Origin of the sequence: Streptomyces uncialis (assembly GCF_001905345.1) — a bacterium.
Taxonomy (GTDB): Bacteria; Actinomycetota; Actinomycetes; order Streptomycetales; family Streptomycetaceae; genus Streptomyces; species Streptomyces uncialis.
Map to the genome: position 1 here is coordinate 398874 of NZ_LFBV01000001.1, position 19593 is coordinate 418466.

Annotated in this window: 15 protein-coding genes; 5 read left to right on the forward strand and 10 right to left on the reverse strand. The window is 73.3% G+C overall.

The genetic code is table 11. The annotated features are described in order from the left end of the window. Positions 1-7: 7 nt before the first annotated feature. Together AB852_RS01705 and AB852_RS01710 are read left to right on the forward strand one after the other, a co-directional pair. On the forward strand, positions 8-2182 hold the full coding sequence (locus AB852_RS01705) for a hypothetical protein (RefSeq protein WP_143201162.1): 2175 nt from the start codon (positions 8-10) through the stop codon (positions 2180-2182). Continuing rightward, positions 2179-2817: an ABC transporter ATP-binding protein gene (locus AB852_RS01710; RefSeq protein ID WP_073782858.1), complete on the forward strand. Its 639-nt coding sequence runs from the start codon at positions 2179-2181 to the stop codon at positions 2815-2817. Before AB852_RS01705 ends, AB852_RS01710 begins: the two co-directional genes overlap by 4 nt. Positions 2818-2855: 38 nt before the next feature. Here AB852_RS01710 and AB852_RS01715 read toward each other — a convergent pair whose 3' ends face one another. Together AB852_RS01715 and aspS are read right to left on the reverse strand one after the other, a co-directional pair. Further along, entirely contained in the window at positions 2856-3443 is a 588-nt protein-coding gene (locus tag AB852_RS01715; protein WP_073782860.1) for a Uma2 family endonuclease, read from the reverse strand. 389 nt (positions 3444-3832) lie between these two features. Further along, positions 3833-5596 carry an aspartate--tRNA ligase gene (gene aspS / locus AB852_RS01720; protein WP_073782862.1) on the reverse strand — a complete coding sequence of 588 codons (1764 nt, stop codon included), beginning with the start codon at positions 5594-5596 and terminating at the stop codon, positions 3833-3835. A 167-nt stretch (positions 5597-5763) separates the two neighbouring features. Here aspS and AB852_RS01725 point away from each other — a divergent pair, with 167 nt between their 5' ends. Continuing rightward, positions 5764-8001, forward strand: coding sequence for an ATP-binding SpoIIE family protein phosphatase (locus tag AB852_RS01725; protein WP_073782864.1), 2238 nt, complete (start codon positions 5764-5766; stop codon positions 7999-8001). Here AB852_RS01725 and AB852_RS01730 read toward each other — a convergent pair. The 7 genes from AB852_RS01730 to AB852_RS01760 all read right to left on the reverse strand — a co-directional run bounded on the left by AB852_RS01730 (position 7929) and on the right by AB852_RS01760 (position 14879). After that, a complete protein-coding gene (locus tag AB852_RS01730; RefSeq protein WP_073782866.1) occupies positions 7929-9017 on the reverse strand; it encodes an AI-2E family transporter in 1089 nt (362 codons plus the stop codon). The two genes, AB852_RS01725 and AB852_RS01730, sit on opposite strands and share 73 nt — an antisense overlap. 86 nt (positions 9018-9103) lie before the next feature. Continuing rightward, positions 9104-9451, reverse strand: coding sequence for an SCO4225 family membrane protein (locus tag AB852_RS01735; RefSeq protein ID WP_073782868.1), 348 nt, complete (start codon positions 9449-9451; stop codon positions 9104-9106). A 139-nt stretch (positions 9452-9590) separates the two neighbouring features. Then, positions 9591-10538: a hypothetical protein gene (locus AB852_RS01740; protein ID WP_073782870.1), complete on the reverse strand. Its 948-nt coding sequence runs from the start codon at positions 10536-10538 to the stop codon at positions 9591-9593. After that, on the reverse strand, positions 10535-12205 hold the full coding sequence (locus AB852_RS01745; protein WP_073782872.1) for a protein phosphatase 2C domain-containing protein: 1671 nt from the start codon (positions 12203-12205) through the stop codon (positions 10535-10537). Before AB852_RS01745 ends, AB852_RS01740 begins: the two co-directional genes overlap by 4 nt. A gap of 11 nt (positions 12206-12216) precedes the next feature. Continuing rightward, positions 12217-12882 carry a vWA domain-containing protein gene (locus tag AB852_RS01750; protein ID WP_073782874.1) on the reverse strand — a complete coding sequence of 222 codons (666 nt, stop codon included), beginning with the start codon at positions 12880-12882 and terminating at the stop codon, positions 12217-12219. A gap of 99 nt (positions 12883-12981) precedes the next feature. Further along, positions 12982-13467 (reverse strand): hypothetical protein, encoded by a 486-nt coding sequence (locus AB852_RS01755; RefSeq protein ID WP_073782876.1) that lies wholly within the window; start codon positions 13465-13467, stop codon positions 12982-12984. Then, positions 13464-14879 carry a methyl-accepting chemotaxis protein gene (locus tag AB852_RS01760; protein ID WP_073782878.1) on the reverse strand — a complete coding sequence of 472 codons (1416 nt, stop codon included), beginning with the start codon at positions 14877-14879 and terminating at the stop codon, positions 13464-13466. Before AB852_RS01760 ends, AB852_RS01755 begins: the two co-directional genes overlap by 4 nt. A gap of 195 nt (positions 14880-15074) precedes the next feature. Here AB852_RS01760 and AB852_RS40420 point away from each other — a divergent pair, with 195 nt between their 5' ends. Further along, complete coding sequence (locus tag AB852_RS40420; protein WP_245876570.1) at positions 15075-16001, forward strand: tellurium resistance protein TerA; 927 nt, start codon at positions 15075-15077, stop codon at positions 15999-16001. Positions 16002-16152: 151 nt separating this feature from the next. Next, on the forward strand, positions 16153-18987 hold the full coding sequence (locus tag AB852_RS01770) for a P-loop NTPase fold protein (protein ID WP_073782880.1): 2835 nt from the start codon (positions 16153-16155) through the stop codon (positions 18985-18987). 103 nt (positions 18988-19090) lie between these two features. Here the strand turns inward: AB852_RS01770 and AB852_RS01775 are convergent, their stop codons facing one another. After that, on the reverse strand, positions 19091-19591 hold the full coding sequence (locus AB852_RS01775; RefSeq protein ID WP_245876571.1) for a hypothetical protein: 501 nt from the start codon (positions 19589-19591) through the stop codon (positions 19091-19093). Positions 19592-19593: the final 2 nt, after the last annotated feature.

Below are 19593 nucleotides of genomic sequence, written 5' to 3' on the forward strand. Positions count from 1 at the left end.
GGGTCAGATGGTTCACCGAGGAATCAAGTTCGTGCATGCCGCCGTGCTGGCCGTCGCGACGGTGCTGGCCTTTCTCGTCGTCTCCGAACTCGACGAGCGGACGGTGCTGGGCCACCGGGCCATGCTGTCCGTCGACCGGGCGGACGGCTCCACGAGCGGGGCGGGCGTGGTCCGGGCGCTGACGGAGTTCGCGGACCGGCACGACACGGTGATCGCGCGGTCGCTGCCCGACCTGGAGGACTCGGAAGGGCGCCGCCATCTGTACCTCGCGGTGGGGGACCGGGACTCGGCCGCCGCGTCCTGGCAGCGGGACGGCTACCCGGACTTCGGGCAGCGGGTCGACACCGAGGTCCACCCGATGACCGCCCTCGGCAACCGTGATCCCCGGGGTGTCTACTACCTCATCGGACCCGGTTCCGAGGCGGCGGCAGTCGCGGAGTTCGGCGCCCTCGGACTGTCGGTGACCGTCGCCCACCCCCTGGCACCGTCCGAGCTGTGGTCCGTGTACACGGACGGCCCGCTCACCGATGTCTTCCTGACCACGGCCCTCGCCCTGGTCACGCTCACCGGCGCGGGCGTGCTGCTGAGCGCGCGGAGCTACGGAGTCCTCCGGCTCCACGGGCTGTCCCTGACCGGGGCGTTCCTCCGTGACCTGCGGCAACTGCGCCGATCCTGGCTGATCTCCGCGGGCCTGCTGACCGTACTGGTGGCGGTGGCGCTCGGGTTCCTCAACGGCTGGGCCCGGACGGGTCTCTACGCGGCGGTCGCCGTGGGCATCGCGGCGGTACTGGGCCTGACCGTGCTCGCGGCCCACGCCGCCGCGCTCGCGCTGGTCTTCCGGACCGCTCTGCCGGGGTCGCTCAAGGGGGAGGTGCCCGTCCGGGCCGTCACCCTGACCGCCTACGCGGTGCGTATTCCCGCGCTGCTGCTCGTCGTCGGGCTCGTCGGGTCGGTCGTCACCGCGGGAGGGGATCTCCTGGAGCGCCGCGAGGTGTGGAAGGCGTACGCGCGGACGGGGGACGCGACCGGTGTCCGGATCACCGGGAGCGTGTCCTTCGACGATCTGCCCGGGATGGAACGGGCGATGGGCCGCAGGCTTCACCAGGCCGACCGGGAGGGGAAGGTCGTCATGGCCGGACGGCTCCCGCTGGGGAATCTGGCCGGCGCGGATGTGCCGGGTGAACTGCTCGTCGTGAACGAGGCGTTCCTGGCCGAACAGCCCCTCCACGCCCCGGACGGCCACCGCCACCAGCCGGACACCCACAAGGACGCGACGGACGGGAAGTCCGGCGAGTCGGGCGGCGGCAAGGTCAGGCTGCTCGTCCCCGAGGCACTGGGCGGGTCGCTGCCCCGGCTGCTGGAGCGGACGCCCTCGATCCTGCGGCCCGCCGACCCCGGACGCGTCCCCCGGAGCGACATCGAGACCCGTCTCCTGCGCGACGGGCAGCGGGTCTTCACCTACACCCCCGGGGACCGGGCCCGGGACGGGAGCGGCGAGGACCGCTCCTTCGTACGCGATCCGGTCGTCCTCGTCGTCCCGGCCGCGTCCGGCCATCTCACCGAGGTCAACTACTACGCCTTCGCCACCCGCAACCAGCTGTTCTTTCCCGACCCGGCGGACATCCACGACATCTTGCGGGAGGACGAGTCGATGCGTACGTACATCGCGGCGCTCCTCCCGGTGAAGCAGAAGGCGGCCGTCGCGACGGCTGAGGCGGCCCGGACGTTCCGGCTCCAGCTGTTCGAACTGCTGGCGGGGACGGCCGTGCTGCTCATCACCGCCGTGGGGGTGTGCGCGGTGCACACCAGGTCCCACGCGCGGACGGTCCTCGTCCGGCACCTCGTCGGATGGCCGTTCCCGGCGACCCACCGGACCCTGCTGGCGGTGGAGGCGGCCGTCCTGCTGCTTCTCGCCGGGTGGCTCCCGGCGCGGATCGCCTGGGAGAACCAGGAGCTCAGCGGATACACGGCCAGGGGCATCCCGCCCCCGCGTCCGCTCGCGGAGATCACCGGGACGGACGTGGTGACGACGGCCGGCCTCGCCGTCACCTCGCTCGGTGTCCTGTTCTGCGCGCTCGTCCTCTTCCACCGGCGCATCGTCCGGGAGGGCATCGGGGCGTCCCGTGTCCCGGTCCTCCCCCGCCCCCTCCGCAAGCCGTCAGGAGCCAGGAGCCGCACGTGATCGGTATCGAGAAGCTGTCCAAGTCCTATGGCGCGCGCACCCTGTGGTCGGGCGTCGACCTCACCGTCCACGGCGGACGGATGCTCGCCCTCACCGGCCCGAGCGGCTCCGGCAAGTCGACATTGCTCAACTGTCTCGGACTGCTCGACACGGCCACGTCCGGGACGGTCCGGCACGAGGGCCAGGACATCACCCGCTTCGGGCCGCGCCGGGCCCGGCTCTTCCGCCGCGATGTCCTCGGCTATCTCTTCCAGGACTACGCCCTGATCGAGACCGCGACCGTCGCGGCCAATCTGGAGGTCGTCGCCGGGCCGGGCCGGCGGGCGCGGGCGGCGGCGCGGGCGGCCGTCCCCGAGGCACTGGAGCGGGTGGGGCTGGCCGGGCGCGCCGGGGAGCGGGTCGCCAGGCTCAGCGGGGGCGAGCAGCAGCGTGTGGCGCTGGCGCGGCTCATGGTCAAACGGCCGTCACTGGTACTCGCCGACGAACCCACCGGAGCCCTCGACCAGGAGAACACCACGACGGTCGTGAAGATCCTCCGCGAACTGGCCGACGAGGGCCGCGCGGTCGTCGTCGCCACCCACGACGACCACGTACGCGACGCGTGCGACACGGTGTTCCGCCTGGGCCCCCGCTGAACGGGACCCGGCTCCGGGGCCGGGTGGCGGACGTGCGGTCAGTGGACCCAGGACTTCAGCGGCTCGGTGTCCAGATCGAAGCCGACCGGGTCGGGGAGGGGGACCGTCTTGCCGAAGGGAACGGTGAGCATTGACTCGTAGCGCACGCCGTCCGGCAGGGAGTGGACCTTCACCTCGTGTGTCCCCAGGTCGATCAGCAGATAGACCGGGATACCGCTCTCGGCGTACGCGCGCGGCTTGTCGACGCGATCCCGACTCGTCGTGTCCGAGTCGGTGGAGGTGACCTCCACGACCATGAGGACGCCCTCCGGGCTCGCCCACTCGCCTTGTTCGACGAAGTGGTCGATGGGCGCGAGCAGCCCGTCGGGGCGCGCGTTGCCCTTCCGGTAGGTCTCGACGCGGATCCCCTGCTCCCCGAAGAGCCACATCCCAGGCAGAGCCTGCACACAGAACTGGGTCAGCCAGACGATGATCCGCCCGTGTACACCATCCGGCACTGCCTTCTCCCCGATCCTTCCGTTGATGAACTCCAAGCGCAGGGATTCGTCCACGCGGTTGCCCAGGTGCGCGAGTTCCTCGAACTGCTCCTGGCTCAGGACGCTCGGACGCTCCTCGGTGACACCCACGATGGTCTCCTCCTGGATCGGTGGTGATTCCCAGGGTAAGGGCCCGGGAGTCGCCCGGGCCGGATTCGTTGCGAGCTTCGCCATGGGCGGGAGCCTAGGGAAGCGGCACGGAGTGTGACGTACCGTCCAGGGAATCGTCACACCATGTGATGAAGTGCGGGTGGGGATCTTGTCGCGGGGGACGGGGTGTGAACCTCTGGGGGCCGGTGGGAGTGGGGAGGTCGGGGGACGCCGGAGGGCCCGTGACCGACCCCGGGGAACTCCGGGTGGATCACGGGCCCTCCGGTCGTCGGCGGTTCCTCGCCCCGCTGACTTCTACTTCTGGCGATGTCAAAAAAACCTGACATCGCCAGAAGTAGAAGTCAGCGCACGGGCCCGCCGGGGGCGGACTACTTCGGCTGGGGCTTGCGGATCGTGACGTGCAGCTCGCGCAGCCGCGTCTCGTCCAGCTCGGTCGGCGCGCCCATCATCAGGTCCTGGGCGTTGCCGTTCAGGGGGAAGGCGATGGTCTCGCGGATGTTGGGCTCGTCGGCGAGCAGCATGACGATCCGGTCGACGCCCGGGGCGATCCCGCCGTGCGGCGGGGCGCCGAAGCGGAACGCGCGGAGCATGCCCGCGAACTCCTGCTCCACGGTCTCGTTGTCGTAGCCCGCGATCTCGAACGCCTTCAGCATGACCTCGGGCTCGTGGTTGCGGATCGCGCCGGAGGACAGCTCCACGCCGTTGCACACGATGTCGTACTGCCAGGCCAGGATGTCGAGGGGGTCCTTCTCCTCCAGGTCCTTCATCCCGCCCTGCGGCATGGAGAACGGGTTGTGGGAGAAGTCGATCCGCCCGGTCTCCTCGTCCTTCTCGTACATCGGGAAGTCCACGATCCAGCAGAACCGGAACACGCCCTCCTCGAAGTGCCCGGCGCGCTTCGCGGCCTCGACGCGGACCGCGCCCATGATCTTCGAGACCTCGTCGTACTCGCCCGCGCCGAAGAACACGGCGTGCCCGGCGGCCAGCGACAGGCGCTTGGTCAGCTCGGCGACGTCGTCCTCGGTGAGGAACTTCGCGATCGGACCGGTCAGCGAACCGTCCTCGGCGACCCGGACCCAGGCCAGGCCCTTCGCGCCCTGCTCGACGGCGTACTCACCGAGCTGGTCGAAGAACTTGCGGGGCTGCCCCGACACGTCCGGCACCGGCAGCGCGCGTACATGCTTGCCCGCGAACGCCTTGAAGCCGCTGTCCGCGAAGACGTCCGTGAGGTCGACCAGTTCGAGCTTGGCCCGCAGGTCGGGCTTGTCGGAGCCGTACTTCGCCATCGACTCGCGGAACGGGATGCGCGGGAACGGCGAGGTGACGGGACGGCCGCCGCCGAACTCCTCGAACAGCTCCGTCATCAGCTTCTCGATCGGACGGAACACGTCCTCCTGCTCGACGAAGGACATCTCCACGTCGAGCTGGTAGAACTCGCCCGGCGAACGGTCCGCGCGGGCGTCCTCGTCCCGGAAGCACGGGGCGATCTGGAAGTAGCGGTCGAAGCCGGAGATCATCAGCAGCTGCTTGAACTGCTGCGGCGCCTGGGGCAGCGCGTAGAAGCGGCCCGGGTGCAGCCGGGACGGGACCACGAAGTCACGGGCGCCCTCGGGGGAGGTCGCGGTGAGGATCGGGGTCGCCATCTCGTTGAAGCCGAGGGCCACCATCTTGTGCCGGATCGCGGAGATCACGGCGGTGCGCAGCATGATGTTGCGGTGCATGCGCTCGCGGCGCAGGTCCAGGAAGCGGTACTCCAGCCGCCGCTCCTCGTTGACCCCGTCCTCGGCGTTGATCGTGAACGGGATCTGCTGGGCCGCGCCCAGCACCTCGACCGTTCCCGCCTCGATCTCGATCTCACCGGTCGGCAGCTCGGAGTTGACGTTGTCGGCGCCCCGGGAGACGACCTTGCCGTCGATCCGGACGACGGTCTCCTTGGTCAGCTTGTCCAGCGCCTCGGCCGCGGCGGTGCCGGGGCGGGCGACGAGCTGGGTGATGCCGTAGTGGTCGCGCAGATCGATGAAGAGGATGCCGCCCAGGTCTCGACGATTGTGCAGCCAGCCGCTCAGCCGGACGTCGGCGCCGACGTCAGAGGCGCGGAGCTCGCCGCAGGTGTGGGACCTGTACCGATGCATCGTGGTTCATCCAGTCTTAACGCTGTGGTGGTCGGGGCCCACCAAGGTTACCGCCCGCCCCAAGATCCCCGCCCCGAGAATCCTTGCGGGGGACGGCACCCGCTCGGGGAGACCGGCCGGGACGACCTGGGAACGCATGTCCGGTCCGATATTCCTACAGTGGGGCAATGCGCACAGAAGACCCCCGACCGCCGTCCCGGGCGGATGCCACGGGAACCCCCACCCCCCTGCCCCCGCCGGGGGACGTCCTCACCGCGCTCCGCACCGGGACCTGGCACTGGGACACCGCCGCCGGACTCGTCACCGTCGACGCCGAGGCCGCCCGCCTCCTCGGCCTCCCGGAGGAACCCGCCGCGCTCACGGAGGCCGGTGTCCGCGCCCGCTTCCACCCGGTCGACTGGAACGAGATCGACGGCATCGTGAGCCTCGCCGCCGCGGAGGACACCCTGGCCGAGGCCCGGCTGCGGATCATGGACGAGCGGGGCCGGGTGGTCCGTACGGTCCGCAGCCGCTCCAAGCCGACCTTCGACCGCGCCAGCGGCACGTACGAGATGCTCGGCACCCTTCAGGAGATCGGCGAGCAGCCCCCTGGCTCCGCCGCCCGTTCCCCCGTCACGGGTGACTGGCGCCGCTCCCGGGAGGCGTTCCTGCTCGACGCGGGGCGTGCCCTCGCGGAGGCCCGTTCCACCGCGGAGGTGCTGCGGGTCGCGGCGCGGCTGTCGATGCCGGGCTTCAGCCCGGACGGCCTCGCCGTCTTCGGCGTCGAGGGCGACCATCTCACCGTCATCGGCCACCACGGGCACTCCCCCGGCGCGGAGGGCCCCTTCACGGCGATGCCGCTGGACACCGGGTACCCGGCGGCGGAGGTGGTCCGCACGGGCCGCGCGGTGTATCTGTCGGCACCGGCCGACTACCGGCGGCACTACCCGGCGTCCTGGGCGCTCGCGGAGCCGTTCGGACGCCAGTCGTGGGCGTTCCTCCCGCTGATCGTCGCGGGCCGCACGATCGGCGCGTGGATGGCGGCGTTCACCTACCGGGTGACGTTCACCCCGGACGAGCGGTCCGTGCTGACGACCGTCGCCCGGATGCTGGCGCAGGCCCTGTCCCGCGCGGGCACCGCGGAGACCGAGCGGGCGCTGACCGACGGCCTCCAGCGGTCCATGCTGCCCACGCTCGGCCCGCGGATACCGGGACTGAGCGTGGCCGCCCGCTACGTCCCCACCGGCGGCGGGCTCCAGGTCGGCGGCGACTGGTACGACATGATCCCGCTGCCGTCCGGCCGGATCGCCCTGGTCATCGGTGACGTCCAGGGCCATGACGTACGGGCCGCCGGGCTGATGGGCCAGCTGCGGATCGCGCTGCGCGCCTACGCGGCGGAGGGCCACCGCCCGGACGCGGTGCTGTCCCGGGCGAGCCGTTTCCTGGCCGGGGTCACCGACTCCGTCCCGTACGGCGGAGGGGACCCGGGCGCGCCGGGGGAGGCGGGCGGACCGGGGGAGGCGGCCGAGACCCGCTTCGCGACCTGCCTCTATATGGAGGTCGACCCGGCCACCGGGGAGCTGGAGATCGCCCGGGCGGGCCATCCGGACCCGGCGATACGGATGGCGGACGGCACGGTCCTGGTGCGCGCGACGGCCGGCGGACTGCCGCTCGGGATCGACCCGGACACCGACTACCCGACCACCCGGGCCGTGCTCGAACCGGGCGAGACCCTGCTGATCTGCACCGACGGACTCATCGAGACCGGCGGCCACGACCTGGACACCGGCTGGGCCCGTATCCGCACCACCCTGGAGGAGCACACCGGCGACAGCCTGGAGGAGCTCGCGGACTCCCTGGTCCAGGCGGTGCACGGCCCGCCCTCCCACCACACCACCGGCCCGCTGGCCGACCGCCGCGAGGACGACATCGCGGTCCTGCTGCTGCGCCGCGGTGAGCGCCCCGAACCGGCGACCCCGGCCCGGCGCACCCTGCTCACGGTCGCCCAGGCCGAGCCGCAGCGGGTCGCGGTGGGCCGCCAGCAGATCCGGGAGCTGATGCACGACTGGGCCGACCGGGAGCAGGTCGACTCGGCGGTCCTGATGGTCTCCGAGACGGTCACCAACGTCCTCGTCCACACGGACGGCGACGCCCTGATGACGGCGGTCATGACGGGGGAGCCGACCCGGCGCGTGCTGCGGGTGGAGGTCACCGACTCCAGCGACGACCTGCCGCACAAGCGGCGGCCGGGCGAGATGGCGTCCTCGGGCCGCGGGCTGGTGCTGCTGGAGCTCCTCGCGGACGCGTGGGGCGTCGACCTCCGGGGCGAGGGCAAGAGCATCTGGTTCGAGCTCTACGAGGGTGACGGTGACCCTGGCGGTGACGGCCCCGGGGACGGTGACCCGGTCCCGTCCGGGGCGGTGTAGCGGGCGCGGATCTCCGACACCACGCCGAACGCGGCGGCCGTCAGCGGGACGGCGAGCAGCATGCCGAGGATTCCCGCGACGGACGCCCCCGCCGTGATCGCCAGCAGCACGATCGCCGGGTGCATCTGGACGGTGCGGCTCTGGATCACCGGCTGGAGGATCTGTCCTTCCAGCACCTGCACGGCGAGGACGATGCCCAGCGCCCACAGCGCGATCACGAAGCCCCGGTCCGCGAGGGCGACGAGCACGGCCACCGCGCCGGAGATGAACGCCCCGAGGTAGGGGATGTACGCGCCGACGAGCACCAGCGCGCCCAGTCCGATCGCGCCCGGCACCTGGAGGATCAGCAGTCCGACGGTGATGCACACGGCGTCGATGAACGCGATCACGGTCGTACCGCGCATGAAGCCCTCGACGGCCCGGAACGCGCGCCGGGCCATTGCCTCCAGGGTCTCCCCGGTGCCGCGCGGGGCGAGGGAGTGCAGGGCGTGCAGGGCGCGGCCGGAGTCTCGGAGGAAGAAGAAGATCAGCAGCAGGGCCAGTACGGCGGTCGCGAGCATCGTGCCGACGACGCTGATCCCGCTGATCACCCCGGACGCGGCGGTGCCGCCGAACTTGCCGAGGAGGTCCTTCGCGTTGGCCGCGAGATCCTCGACGGAGGTGCCCGCGGCGCCGAAGTGCTCGGCGAGGGACTCGCCCGCCTGCCGCAGGGACGCCAGGATCTGGTCACCGGTGTCGATGAGCGCGGCGACCACGATGTAGAGCGCGCCGCCGACGACCGCGAGGACGGCGACGCAGGTCAGACCCGCGGCGAGGGAGGTGTTCACCCGGGCCTTGACGAGCCGCCGGTACAGCGGGCGGAGCAGCGCGGTGCCCAGCAGGGCCAGGAGCACCGGGGTGACCACGGTCTTGAAGACGACGCACAGCCAGACGGCGACGGCGGCGACGCCCGCGGCCAGCAGGATCGCCGCGCACCAGGCCGCGGTGCGGCGGACCGGGTCCGGGAGGGTGTGCACGGGTCCAGCGGATCAGGTGGGCCGCCCGGCTGCGCGGTGGGCGGGCCGTTCGGGGGAGCGGTGCCTGTCGCCGGTGACGGCGCGGGTCACGCCGGGTTCGGGCTCCGGCGGGGGGAGATCTTGCGGGCGAACAGGCCGAGGAGGGTGGCGTTGGCGAGACCGGCGAGGGCCGTTCCCGCGGTGAACAGCGGGGTGCTCAGCCAGCCCAGGGACGAGTCCGCCTCCGGTGTGACCAGCAGGGCGACGATGCCGAGGGGGGCCGTGGTCATCATCGGCCAGATCCCGGCGAAGCCCGCGTCCGACGAGACGTACACGGCGTACAGGAAGACACCCAGCGAGGCGGCGACCGCCGCGAGGTACGCGCGGGAGGCCCAGTTGTCGAAGGCGGGGGCGAGGATGGCGCGCAGGCGGGTCGAGCGGGAGGTGTTCGGCATCGCGGTGCCCTTCGGGTCGGTCGTGGTCGGTCGGTGCTGACTCCACGATGTCCCGCGCGGCGCGTTCCGGGATGAGCACGGGTACTCATCCCCCTCTAGGGAGAAAGGGAATGGTCCGGTGAGGGGTACGGCGTCCCGGCTAGCGGAGTCTGATGGTGTGGCGCCGGCGCAGGTCGTCGAACTTCGCGCGGTCGACGGGCGGGCGGGGCGCGGGCGCCGCCGCGGTGAGCCGGATGACGTCGCGGCCCGCGAGGGCGACCCGCCACTGACCGAGGTCCGGCCGGGTGCCGTACGGGCCGCCCGCCCGTTCCAGCAGCGTGCGCACCGCGGCCTCCCGCCGTTCGTCGAGGCACCCCGGCACCGGGACGAACGGCGCGCCGGGCGCCGCGTACGCGTCGCACGCGAGGACCCGGCAGACCGCGAGCGCCGACTTGTACCGGTCGCTGTCGACACTGACCGACCCGCCGCGGGCCAGCGGATCGGCCCAGTCGATGGTGTCGGCCTGGGCGAGCACCGGCGGGCGCCCGACGAGCCGCGCCCCGTCGCAGTCCAGCAGGAACACCGCGGGCTCGGGCCGTACCGTCCACAGGATGTTGGCCGCCGACAGGTCGCCCACCACGAGGCCCATCGTGTGCAGCCGTTCCAGCGCGTCGACCAGCGCGACCGCCAGGGCGTACCGCTCGGCGGGCGAGGGCTGGACGACCGCCTGCCACGCGGGTTTCGGCGGTCGCAGCAGGAACGCCAGCTCGGTCAGCTTCGTCGCCCCGGCGTCCGTGCGCCAGCTCATCGGGCCGGGGGCCCGGCGCATCAGGAACCCGGTCACCCGGCCGTCCTGGCCGACGACCCGGCACAGCGGCCAGGCGGCCGTCCCGTCCAGTGCCGCGCGCGGCCCTTCGGGCAGCGCCCGCCGCACCGCGACCAGCGCGGCCAGCGCGTCCCCGTCGACCTGCCGGGGGTCGCGGTACTTCTTGTACAGCAGGTCGGGCCATGAGGTGAGGGCGAACACCTCGCCCTGTCCGCCGTCCCCGATCCGGTCCCCCGGGACCAGCGAGCCGAGGGGCACGTCCGTGCCGTCGTCCACGCTCATACGGTGTCCCTCCGGCCCGCGGGGTCCTCCCACAGGCACACGGCGGTGCGGTCGTCGTCGTACGACTTGACCCGGTACTGGAACTGCCACAGGAAGTCCACCGGGCCGGGCACCTCGCCCTGCCCCCAGGCGGCGGCGAGGAAGTCCCGCATGCCCGCGTCCCCGGCGAGCGGGGTGGACAGCCCGTCGGTGGACAGCACGAACACGTCCCCGGGGGCCGCCGGACCGTGGATGCCCGACCGGGCGAGCCGTGAGCCGGGCAGCGCGGCGGTCCCCGTGTCGATGACACCCGACCCGGCCTGTTCCTCGCCGAACACATCGGTGTCCCACACCCCGTCACGCAGCAGCGCGGCGCCGCCGTCCCCGACCGTGAACCACGCCCGCTCGCGCAGCTCCGGGTCCAGCGGGACCAGCAGCCCGCGCAGGGTGGTGGCGTGCTCCGCGGGGCGTCCGCCGCGCTGGGTCACCCGCTGGGTCAGCCCCTCGGCGGTGCTTCCGACCGCGGAGTTCACCAGCGCGCCCAGGGCCGGACGGTCACCGGCGCGCAGTGCCGCGATCACCTCGTCGGCGTACGGGTCGAGGAACAGCGCGATCCGGCGGCACACGTCCTGCGAGCCGACGTGCGACCGGGCGGCGGAACCCACCCCGTCGGCGACGGCGAGCAGCAGCAGCCCGTTCTCCTCACCGGGCCCCCCGAGGCGGGCCACGCACAACGAGTCCTGCCGGGGCCCGCTTTCATAGCGGTGCGAGTCCCCGCGCACCGACGCGGCCCGTACGGTCAGCCCCGGGTACGTGGCGCCGTCCACGACGATGTCCGGCAGCACCGCCGCGTCGAGGTCGTCCCGCACGGACGGCAGCCGCCCGGGGTGCGGCGCGTAGAGCGGCGGCTTCGGCCCGCTGTGCCGCGGCGCGCCCAGGGTGGGCACGGTGGTGGCCGTGCGGTCCGGTCCGGCACCGCCGTCGCGGTCGCCCGCCGGGCCGGGAACGGGTCCGGGAGCGGGCCCGGTCTCCGGCGCCGCCGTACCGGCCTGGGGCGCCTCGGGCCACTCGACACCGGCGGGCACCCCGGACCCGGACTCCGGCCCGGTCCGCCGCCCCGGGACGCCCGGGACGCCCGGGGGTTCGGGGTACGGCGCCCGCTCCGGGGACCGGCCCGGGTACGGGGCCTGTTCCGGGTACCCCTCCCCGTACCGCTCCTGGTACGGGCCCTGCCGCTCCGGGTACTCCGGCAGCCGGTACGGCTCGGGCCGCTGATACCCCTCGGGGAGCCGGTCCCGCTCCGGCCGCCGCTGGTCCCGCTCGGGCCGCTGCTGGTCCTGTTCAGGCCGCCGGTCCCGCTCCGGCCGCTGGTACCGCTCGTACGAGTCCCGCTCGTAAGGGTCGCGCTCATAGGGGACCTGGCCGCGTGGGACCTGAGGGTGCGGGTCCTGAGGGTGCGGGTCCTGGTGACGCGGGTCCTGGTCGCGTGCGTCCTGGCGGCGCGGGTCCTGTTGCTGCGGATACGTGTACGGGTACGGGTCCGGCTGCTCGGCGGGCGTCGGGCCGATCCCGGGCGGCAGGCTCGCCCAGGTCTCGTCGAGGGAGGACGGCGCCGGGTCGCCGCCGTCCGCGTCCGTGTTCCCCTGCGGGGGGACGGGCTGTTCGTACCTCTCGGACCGCTTCTTCATGTCCGTCCGCCTCAGAGCTTGTCGAGGGAGACGGTGGTGAACCCGGGCACGGTCTCGTCCACGGCCAGGTTGAACCCGCCGCTGCCGTCCGCCGGGATGCTGCTCGCCGAGCGCACGATGGAACGGGTGAGGCTGGCCGCGAACTCCCGCAGGGCCTGGGCCGCCGACACGGTCCGGTCCTGCTGCATGAACGCCCGGAAGTTGGCGACATGACCGATCGTCGCCCGGTCCGCCTCCCCGATGCCGAACGCGATGATGTTGGGCCGGTACCGGGCGTCGATCAGCTCCTTGTGGGCCTGCTGCCAGTCGTCGTCCGTGGGTCCGCCGTCGGACAGGAAGAACACGACCGGCCGGTAGACGTCGTGGCCCTCGGCCTTGAGCGCGGCCACATCGCTCTCGATGCAGCCGAGCAGCGTACGGAACGCCTCCCCGTACGCGGTGAGCCCGCCGGCGGCGAGGCCCGGCAGGGTGTCGATGTCGCTCAGGTCCACGAGCGGCTGGAGCACCTTCGCGTCGCTGGAGAAACCGATCAGACAGAAGCGGGTCTTGTCCGCGACGGTCGGGTTGGTGCTGATCTCGCGATGCAGCTCCGGCAGCGCGCTGTTGATGCTGTCGAGGGGGTCCCCGTTCATGGACCCCGACTCGTCGCACACCAGGTAGAAGGGAAGGATCTGCACGGTCTCGTACCTCCGAGCGGTGTTCGTCAGGGAGTGCGTCAGCGGATGAGGCGGTCGGCACGGGTGGGTCGGTACGGGTGGGTCGGTACGGCGGGGATGTCAGTAGGTGTAGAAGTAGATCTCCAGGTCGGCGGAGCCGCCGGAGGACCCGCCCTTCCAGAAGTCCCGGGTGGTCGCGCCCTTGAACATGGCCGGACGGGCCTTCGTCAGCAGTGAGTTGACCTCGCTCGCGTACGCTCCGCCGCGCCCCGGGTCCGAGTGGTGCCCGAAGGTGAGGACGAACGCGGCCTGCTTGTCCTTGTGCCGGGCGGTGACCGACCGCAGCTGGCGCACGATACGGTCCCGGGCGCCCGGAGCGGCCGCGATCGACACCTTCACCGGCTTGCGGTTCACCGCGCGGGGCCCGGTGGGCTTCGGCTTCGGCTCCTTGGTCCCGGTGGTGCCCGGACGGCCGCCCTCGGCCGCCTTCACCGGGTCGCCCTGGTCCCCCATCGCGACCAGCGCGAGCACGAGCAGCAGATCCGCGAAGAGCCACCCCGCGAGATGCAGGGGGCTGAAGCGCCGCGTTCGGGTACGGCGCGTCACTGGACGTCGGCCGCCCGGTCGGGGCTCCCGGGGCTCCCGGTGTCGCCGGGACTCCCCTTGTCGCCGGGGCTTGCGGGGCGTCCGGAGCCTCCGGTCCCTTCGGGGTGGTCCGACGCCCGCCGCCGCGACGGCACCCGGCCGTCCGGGTCCAGGGTCCACCAGTCCGGTGCCCGGTCCTCGGGCTCGTGCCCGCGATCGTGCCCGTTCCCGTACGCGGCCAGGGCCGCCGGCCGGTCCGCGCCGCCCGTACGGGCCCCGAAGGCCGCTCCGCTCCTGGCCAGCGCGTCGACCAGATCGGCGAACCGGTCCGCGCTCTCCCGCAGCGCGCGGGTCTGCTCGGACAGCCGCACGGCCGCCTCCTGGGAACCGGCGACGGCCTTCGCGGTCTGCTCGGTGACCTCGGTCAGCCGGTCCAGGATCCGCGCCGACACATCCGTGGCGACCTCCGTCGCCGTGGTGAACGACCGCTGCGCCGCGCCCAGGGTGTGCACCGAGTCCTCGACCCGCTCCCCGGCCCGGTCCAGCACGTCCCGCACCTCGCTGTTCACCGCCGTCACCCCGTCCAGCGCCTTGCCGACCTCGCCGCCGCCCCGGGTCACGGCCGTCTCGATGCGCCGCGCCGCGCTCTCCAGCGGCTGGACCGCCGCGTCCACCCCGGCGAGCCGCCGCTCGGCGGACTCCACGGAGCTCCCGACCGACGCGGCGGCGGCGGTGAGCCGCTCCTGGGTCTGTGACGCCTGCACCACCAGTTGCCCCAGCGAGACCGCGGCCTTGCTCAGCTCCCCGGTGAACCGCGCGGGGGACGTCAACCGCTTGTCGTTCAGCAGGAGTTGGGCCCGGGTGAGAACGGGGACGAGCCGGGCCAGCAGCTCGGCGGCGGACCGGTCCGCCCCGGCCTCCCGCCGGTCCTCATGGGCGCGCCGGAAGCCGTGGACGAGCGTCAGCGCGAACAGCAGGACGATCGCCCAGCTCGCGTACACCGCGACGTCCCCGAAGGTGGACCAGCCGGTGAGCCGTCCCTCGAACCCCGTCTGCCAGAGCTGGAGGAACGGCCGGGCGGCGGCCTTCGGCTCCTCGCCGATCAGCGCCTCGTACGCGCTGGTCGCCTCGCTCAGCGCGTACCACGTCAGCAGCAGCGGGAGGAAGACCAGCGCGCCGATCCCCGCTTCCAGCCACCCCCAGAACGCGCGGTCGGGCGGCGCGGTGCGCAGGGCGTGGACGCTCTCGGGGCGCGCGTACGCGTCGAGCAGGTCGAGTTCGGTCCATGGCTCCACGTCGCCGCCGCCGATGCCCTGGAGCGCGTCGGCGAGTGCGGTGAGTTCGTCCCGCCGGGACGCGAGCCCCGGTTCGGCGGAGAGATTCCTGAGCTGTCCCGCGACAGCGGCACGGTCGGCCAGTGCCCCAACGGGCATGCGTACCCCTAGGAGAGAACACAGGGCGCGGCGGACCGCCGTCCCGCCCTTCCGGCTCAGGAGCCCCCGTCCGGCCCTGCCGCGCCGGATGTCCCCTCACCCCCGTGCGCGGGCCGCCGATACTAGCGCACAAGGCGACGGACAGGGCATATGATCCCGGATTCCAGGGCGAGTTGGGGAAGCCGAGGGGGACTCATGGCTGAACACGACGGACAGGGGACGGGCGACCGCCCCCGTGGGGTGATCAGGCTGCGCCCCCCGGACCCGTCCGCCCCGTCCCCGGACCCGTCCGCCCCGTTCCCGGACCCGTCCGCCCCGTCCCCGACCCCGGGCCCGGCCAAGCCCCCGCCTCCGACCCCGACGGTGACCGCGACCCCGCCGCCCGCCCCGCCCCCGGTACGCACACCTCCCGCCCCGCCGTCGGTACGGACACCCGCCCCCGTCCGGTCCCGGCCCGACGTGACCCGCCCGGTGATCGCGACCCGGACCCGCCCCCGTACCCCCGGACCCGGTGCGCGAGGGGTGCCGGAAGCCGCGCCGCCGCCCCCGCCCGTCCTCTCCTCCGCCAGCCCGCAGGCCCGGATCACCGGCCGGGGAATCCTCCAGGCCAACCTCAACTGGGCGTCCGGCGTGGACGCCGACCTGGACCTCGGCTGCCTGGTCGCGTTCCCCGACGGCGGCGGACTCGCGGTGCAGGCCCTCGGCGAGGCGTACGGGTCGCTCGACGAGTGGCCGTACGTGGCCCTCGACCAGGACGACCGCACCGGCGCCTCGGCCGACGGCGAGACCCTGCGGGTCAATCTCGCGCACACCGCCCGCTTCGAGCGCCTGCTGTTCTACGTGTACGTCTACGAGGGCGCCGTCGACTTCCGCAGCCTCGGCGCCACGGTCACCGTGACCGCGCCCGGCGCGGCGGGCTGCCGCATCCCGCTGGACGACTCCCCGGCCGGGGCGGTCGCGTGCGCCGTCGCCCTGGTCCGTCCGGCGGTCGGCGGGCTCTCCGTACGCCGGGAGGCCCGCTGGTTCCGGCCGATGGACGAGCTGTGGATACAGCAGCAGATGGACCAGGCGTACGGCTTCGGGTTCGAGTGGACCTACGCCACGAAGCCGTCCCGGGGCTGACGGAACGGACCACCGGGGCCGGTCACCGGGGCCGGGCGGGCACGCCGGTCGGGCGGGTCGCCGGGGCCGGTCGGGCGGACCGGCCGCCGCACGGGAACCGCGCTCCGGCCCCGGGCGTCCGGACGGTCCGGGGCCACCACGAGGGGGACGGATGACGCAGGGCACGACGACGCCGGTCGCGGGGGCCGCGGGGACGGCGGACGTGTGGGCCGAGCCCGCCGACCGGACGCGGTACGAGCAGGCGGTACGTGACGGGCTGGCCGAACCCCGGATCGCCCGGCGGCTGGGCACCCGGCCGGCCGTGACCGCCGAGAACGTCGAGGAGGCCATGCTCGGCGAGGCGCACACCGCGCAGGTGCGGCGGCTGTGCGAGGAGTCGTACACGGAGTACCGCGCGGCACGGGACCGGCATGTGCGCAACGCCCGCGCGCTGCGGGACGAGCCGGTCGAGTGGGATGTGCGGTCGGTCGTCGCCCTCGGCTGCTTCACGCTGTGGGTGGCGCATGTCCTCGTGGTCGGCACGCTGGTCTACGACTTCTCGATCCTGCGGCGGTTGGCCGCGTTCGCCTCCTCCATGCTGGTCGCCGTGGTCGTGCTGACACCTCCCATGCTCTGGGTGCTCCGGCGGCCCCGGTCGGCGGCCAACCTGGAGCGCCAGTTCATCGCCCTGTGGCAGCTGACCTCCCGCCCCTGGCTCGCCTTCCGCTCCACCCGGCTGCGCCGCCGGTGGCTGGACGACCTGCGGCAGAACGCGGTGCGGCCCGTGCTGCCCCAGGTGATCGACGCGCTGCTCGGGGACGATCCGTACTCGGTGCTGATGCCCGACAACTACAAGGGGCTGCGGGCCGCCCAGGACCGCGCATACGTGGTGCCCGGCAACGCCGCAGCCGTCCTCGAACGCAAGCTCTCCATGCTGGACGGCGGCACGGTCGCGCTGTCCGGTCCGCGCGGCGTCGGCAAGACGACCCTGCTGGAGAACGCGCCGGGGCCCGACGACTTCGCGGTCGCCACCCACGTCCCCGCCGCCTACACCCCGCACGACTTCCTGCTGTTCGTCTTCACCCGGGTCTGCGAGCGCTACATCGAACGGGAGGGGCACCCCGTACCGGAGTTCACCCGGCTCTCGGGCTTCGTACGGACGGCCCGGCGGCTGCGGTCCCGGCTGCGCCGCGCCACCCGGTCCCTGTTCTTCGCGCTCCCGGCCGCCGCGCTCGTCGTCCTCGGGTCGTACGCCGCCGCCCGGTCGCTGTGGGGGCGGCACCGGGACAAGGCCGGTTCCTGGACGGAGACCGCCGCCGAATGGGCCGGTGACCTGGCGGTGGAGGTGTGGCGGGGGCAGAACCTCGGCATGGGGCTGCTGGTCACCGCCGTGGGGCTGGTGCTGTGGGGCTCACGCGGGTCGGCCGGCTGGCGGCGGTTCCTGCGGACGCTGCCGCGGTACGTCCTCGTCGGCGTCGCGGGCGTGCTGCTGTTCGGCGTCCCGGTGTCCCTCTTCTACGACGCGGACCTGCGGCATCACTTCGATGCGCTGATGGGGCGCGACAGCTTCGTGGTGACTCAACTCGTCCTGTTCTGCGGGGCGGTGGCGGTCTGGGCGGGCGGCTGGACGCTGGACGACCTCAAGGTGCTCGGCCGCAAGCTCCCGCCGCACTACCTCACCACCCCGCTGGCGCTCGTGGTCGGCGCCCTGTTCGGATGGCGCCTGGTCCGGGACGGGAACGGCTCCGCGCTGCTCACCGACGACGACAACCCGACCCGGCTGCTCTGTCTCGTCCTCGGCGCGCTGTTCCTGCGGCTGGGGGCGTGGCGGGTACGGCCCGCCGAACCGCCGCTCGTCACCGAGTGCCGTGACCAGCTGTACCGGCTGCGCACCGTGCAGACCACGACCGCCGCGGTCGCGCCCGGCGCGACGCAGGTCGCGAGCCTGCTCACCACCCACACCTCGTCGCTGTCGACCGTGCCGCCCAACTTCCCCGAACTCGTCTCGGACTTCCGTGAACTGCTGGCCGACATCGCGGCCCAGGTCCACCGCGCGGGGCACCGCACGGTGATCTCCATCGACGAGCTGGACCGGCTCGGCACCGACGCGCAGGCGCTCGCGTTCCTCGGGGAGGTCAAGGCGATCCTGGGCGTGCCGCATGTGTACTTCCTGCTGTCGGTCGCGGAGGACGTGGGCGCGGCGTTCGTCCGGCGCGGGCTGCCCTACCGGGACGCGACGGACAGTTCGCTGGACGACATCGTCCATGTGCAGCCCTGCACCCTCGCGGAGTCGCGCGCCATCATGGACCGCCGGGCCCCCGGGCTCACCCCGCCCGGCTCCGCCGAGGTGTCCCCGTACGTGCTTCTCGCGCACGCGCTGTCCGGGGGCGTGGTGCGGGACCTGATCCGCTACGGGCGCCGGATCATCGAGGTACGTCAGAGAGGCGGCAGCGTCGAACTCTCCGACATCTCCCGCAGGTTGATCCTGGAGGAACTGTCCGACACGCTCGCGGGGTTCCGTACGCTGCTCGGCAAGCACCCGTGGACCGCGCAGAGCGCGGCGGTCCTCGGCCGCTACCGTGCGCTGACCGGTCAGCTCCGCTACCGCTGCGGGTGCCGCGCGGACGCGGTGACGACCGCGCTCCAGGCGTTCGCCTCCCAGCCCGGCCTGCCCTACCACCCGGACGAACCGGCCGCCGAGAGCACGCAGGGGCTGCTGCACGAGGCGTCCACGTACGCGTACTACGGGCTCACGCTGCTCCAGGTCTTCAGCCCCGAGGACTTCGAGGACCGCCGCGGACGCGCCTTCGCGCGCAGCGCCACGTACGGTGATCCGCACTTCCTCGCGGAGATCCGGCTGGAGCTGGCGCTTTCGTCGTACAGCGTGCGTCCGCTGGTGGATCTCGCGCGGCACGCGTGGGCGCTGCCGGTGATGGAGGACTGGCCCCCGGCGGCGGCGATCCCCGCGCCACGGGGTGAGCCGTGCGCGCTGCATCCGCAGGACTGAGGGGGTGGCTCCGGGTTCACCGGGTGTTCCCGGTGCCCGGCGGAGGCCGATGGTGCGCCCCCGGTGGTTCCGAAGGCCGTCCCGTCCTGTTCGCGGTGCGGGGTTACGGGCTCGCGCCGCTCCAGGTCGGTTCGCCGGGACGCCCGGGTGCGCGGACGCGGGCTTCGGCGTCGCGGAGCACCCCGGGGGTCAATCGCCGGTGGACGGCGGACAGCGGCGGCCATATCGCGCGGCCCGGGAAACGGCGGTAGCGCAGGAAAGTACCGAGCGACACCTGGTCATGGGACGAGCGGACGACCAGTTCGCAGGCGAGGAACCAGGACGTGGCCTCCAACCGCACCCAGTCCGGCCCGCGTTCGGCCACACGCCAGCCGGCCACGGTGTCCGGTGACCGTCCCCGGCCGAGCCGCAGCCCCAGCAGGGCCCGCCAGATGAACCATCCGGCGGGGGTGACGACATCCCCGAACATGGCGCGGGCCCACCGCTCCGGTGTGGCGGCGGTGTCCGTTCTCAGAGTGAAGTGATCGGCGTAGTCGAGGGCCGGCAGCGCGCTGAGGTCCCGGAGGGGTCCGGGGACGCGGTGGACTCCCACCGCGCCCGTCACGC

What these genes read in the sequence shown, in the direction of transcription:
- AB852_RS40420 (WP_245876570.1), top strand. Translation starts at nt 15,075, where the DNA reads ATGGCTGAACACGACGGACAGGGGACGGGCGACCGCCCCCGTGGGGTG.
- AB852_RS01760 (WP_073782878.1), bottom strand. Translation starts at nt 14,879, where the DNA reads ATGCCCGTTGGGGCACTGGCCGACCGTGCCGCTGTCGCGGGACAGCTC.
- AB852_RS01725 (WP_073782864.1), top strand. Translation starts at nt 5,764, where the DNA reads ATGCGCACAGAAGACCCCCGACCGCCGTCCCGGGCGGATGCCACGGGA.
- AB852_RS01745 (WP_073782872.1), bottom strand. Translation starts at nt 12,205, where the DNA reads ATGAAGAAGCGGTCCGAGAGGTACGAACAGCCCGTCCCCCCGCAGGGG.
- AB852_RS01735 (WP_073782868.1), bottom strand. Translation starts at nt 9,451, where the DNA reads ATGCCGAACACCTCCCGCTCGACCCGCCTGCGCGCCATCCTCGCCCCC.
- AB852_RS01740 (WP_073782870.1), bottom strand. Translation starts at nt 10,538, where the DNA reads ATGAGCGTGGACGACGGCACGGACGTGCCCCTCGGCTCGCTGGTCCCG.
- aspS (WP_073782862.1), bottom strand. Translation starts at nt 5,596, where the DNA reads ATGCATCGGTACAGGTCCCACACCTGCGGCGAGCTCCGCGCCTCTGAC.
- AB852_RS01770 (WP_073782880.1), top strand. Translation starts at nt 16,153, where the DNA reads ATGACGCAGGGCACGACGACGCCGGTCGCGGGGGCCGCGGGGACGGCG.
- AB852_RS01705 (WP_143201162.1), top strand. Translation starts at nt 8, where the DNA reads ATGGTTCACCGAGGAATCAAGTTCGTGCATGCCGCCGTGCTGGCCGTC.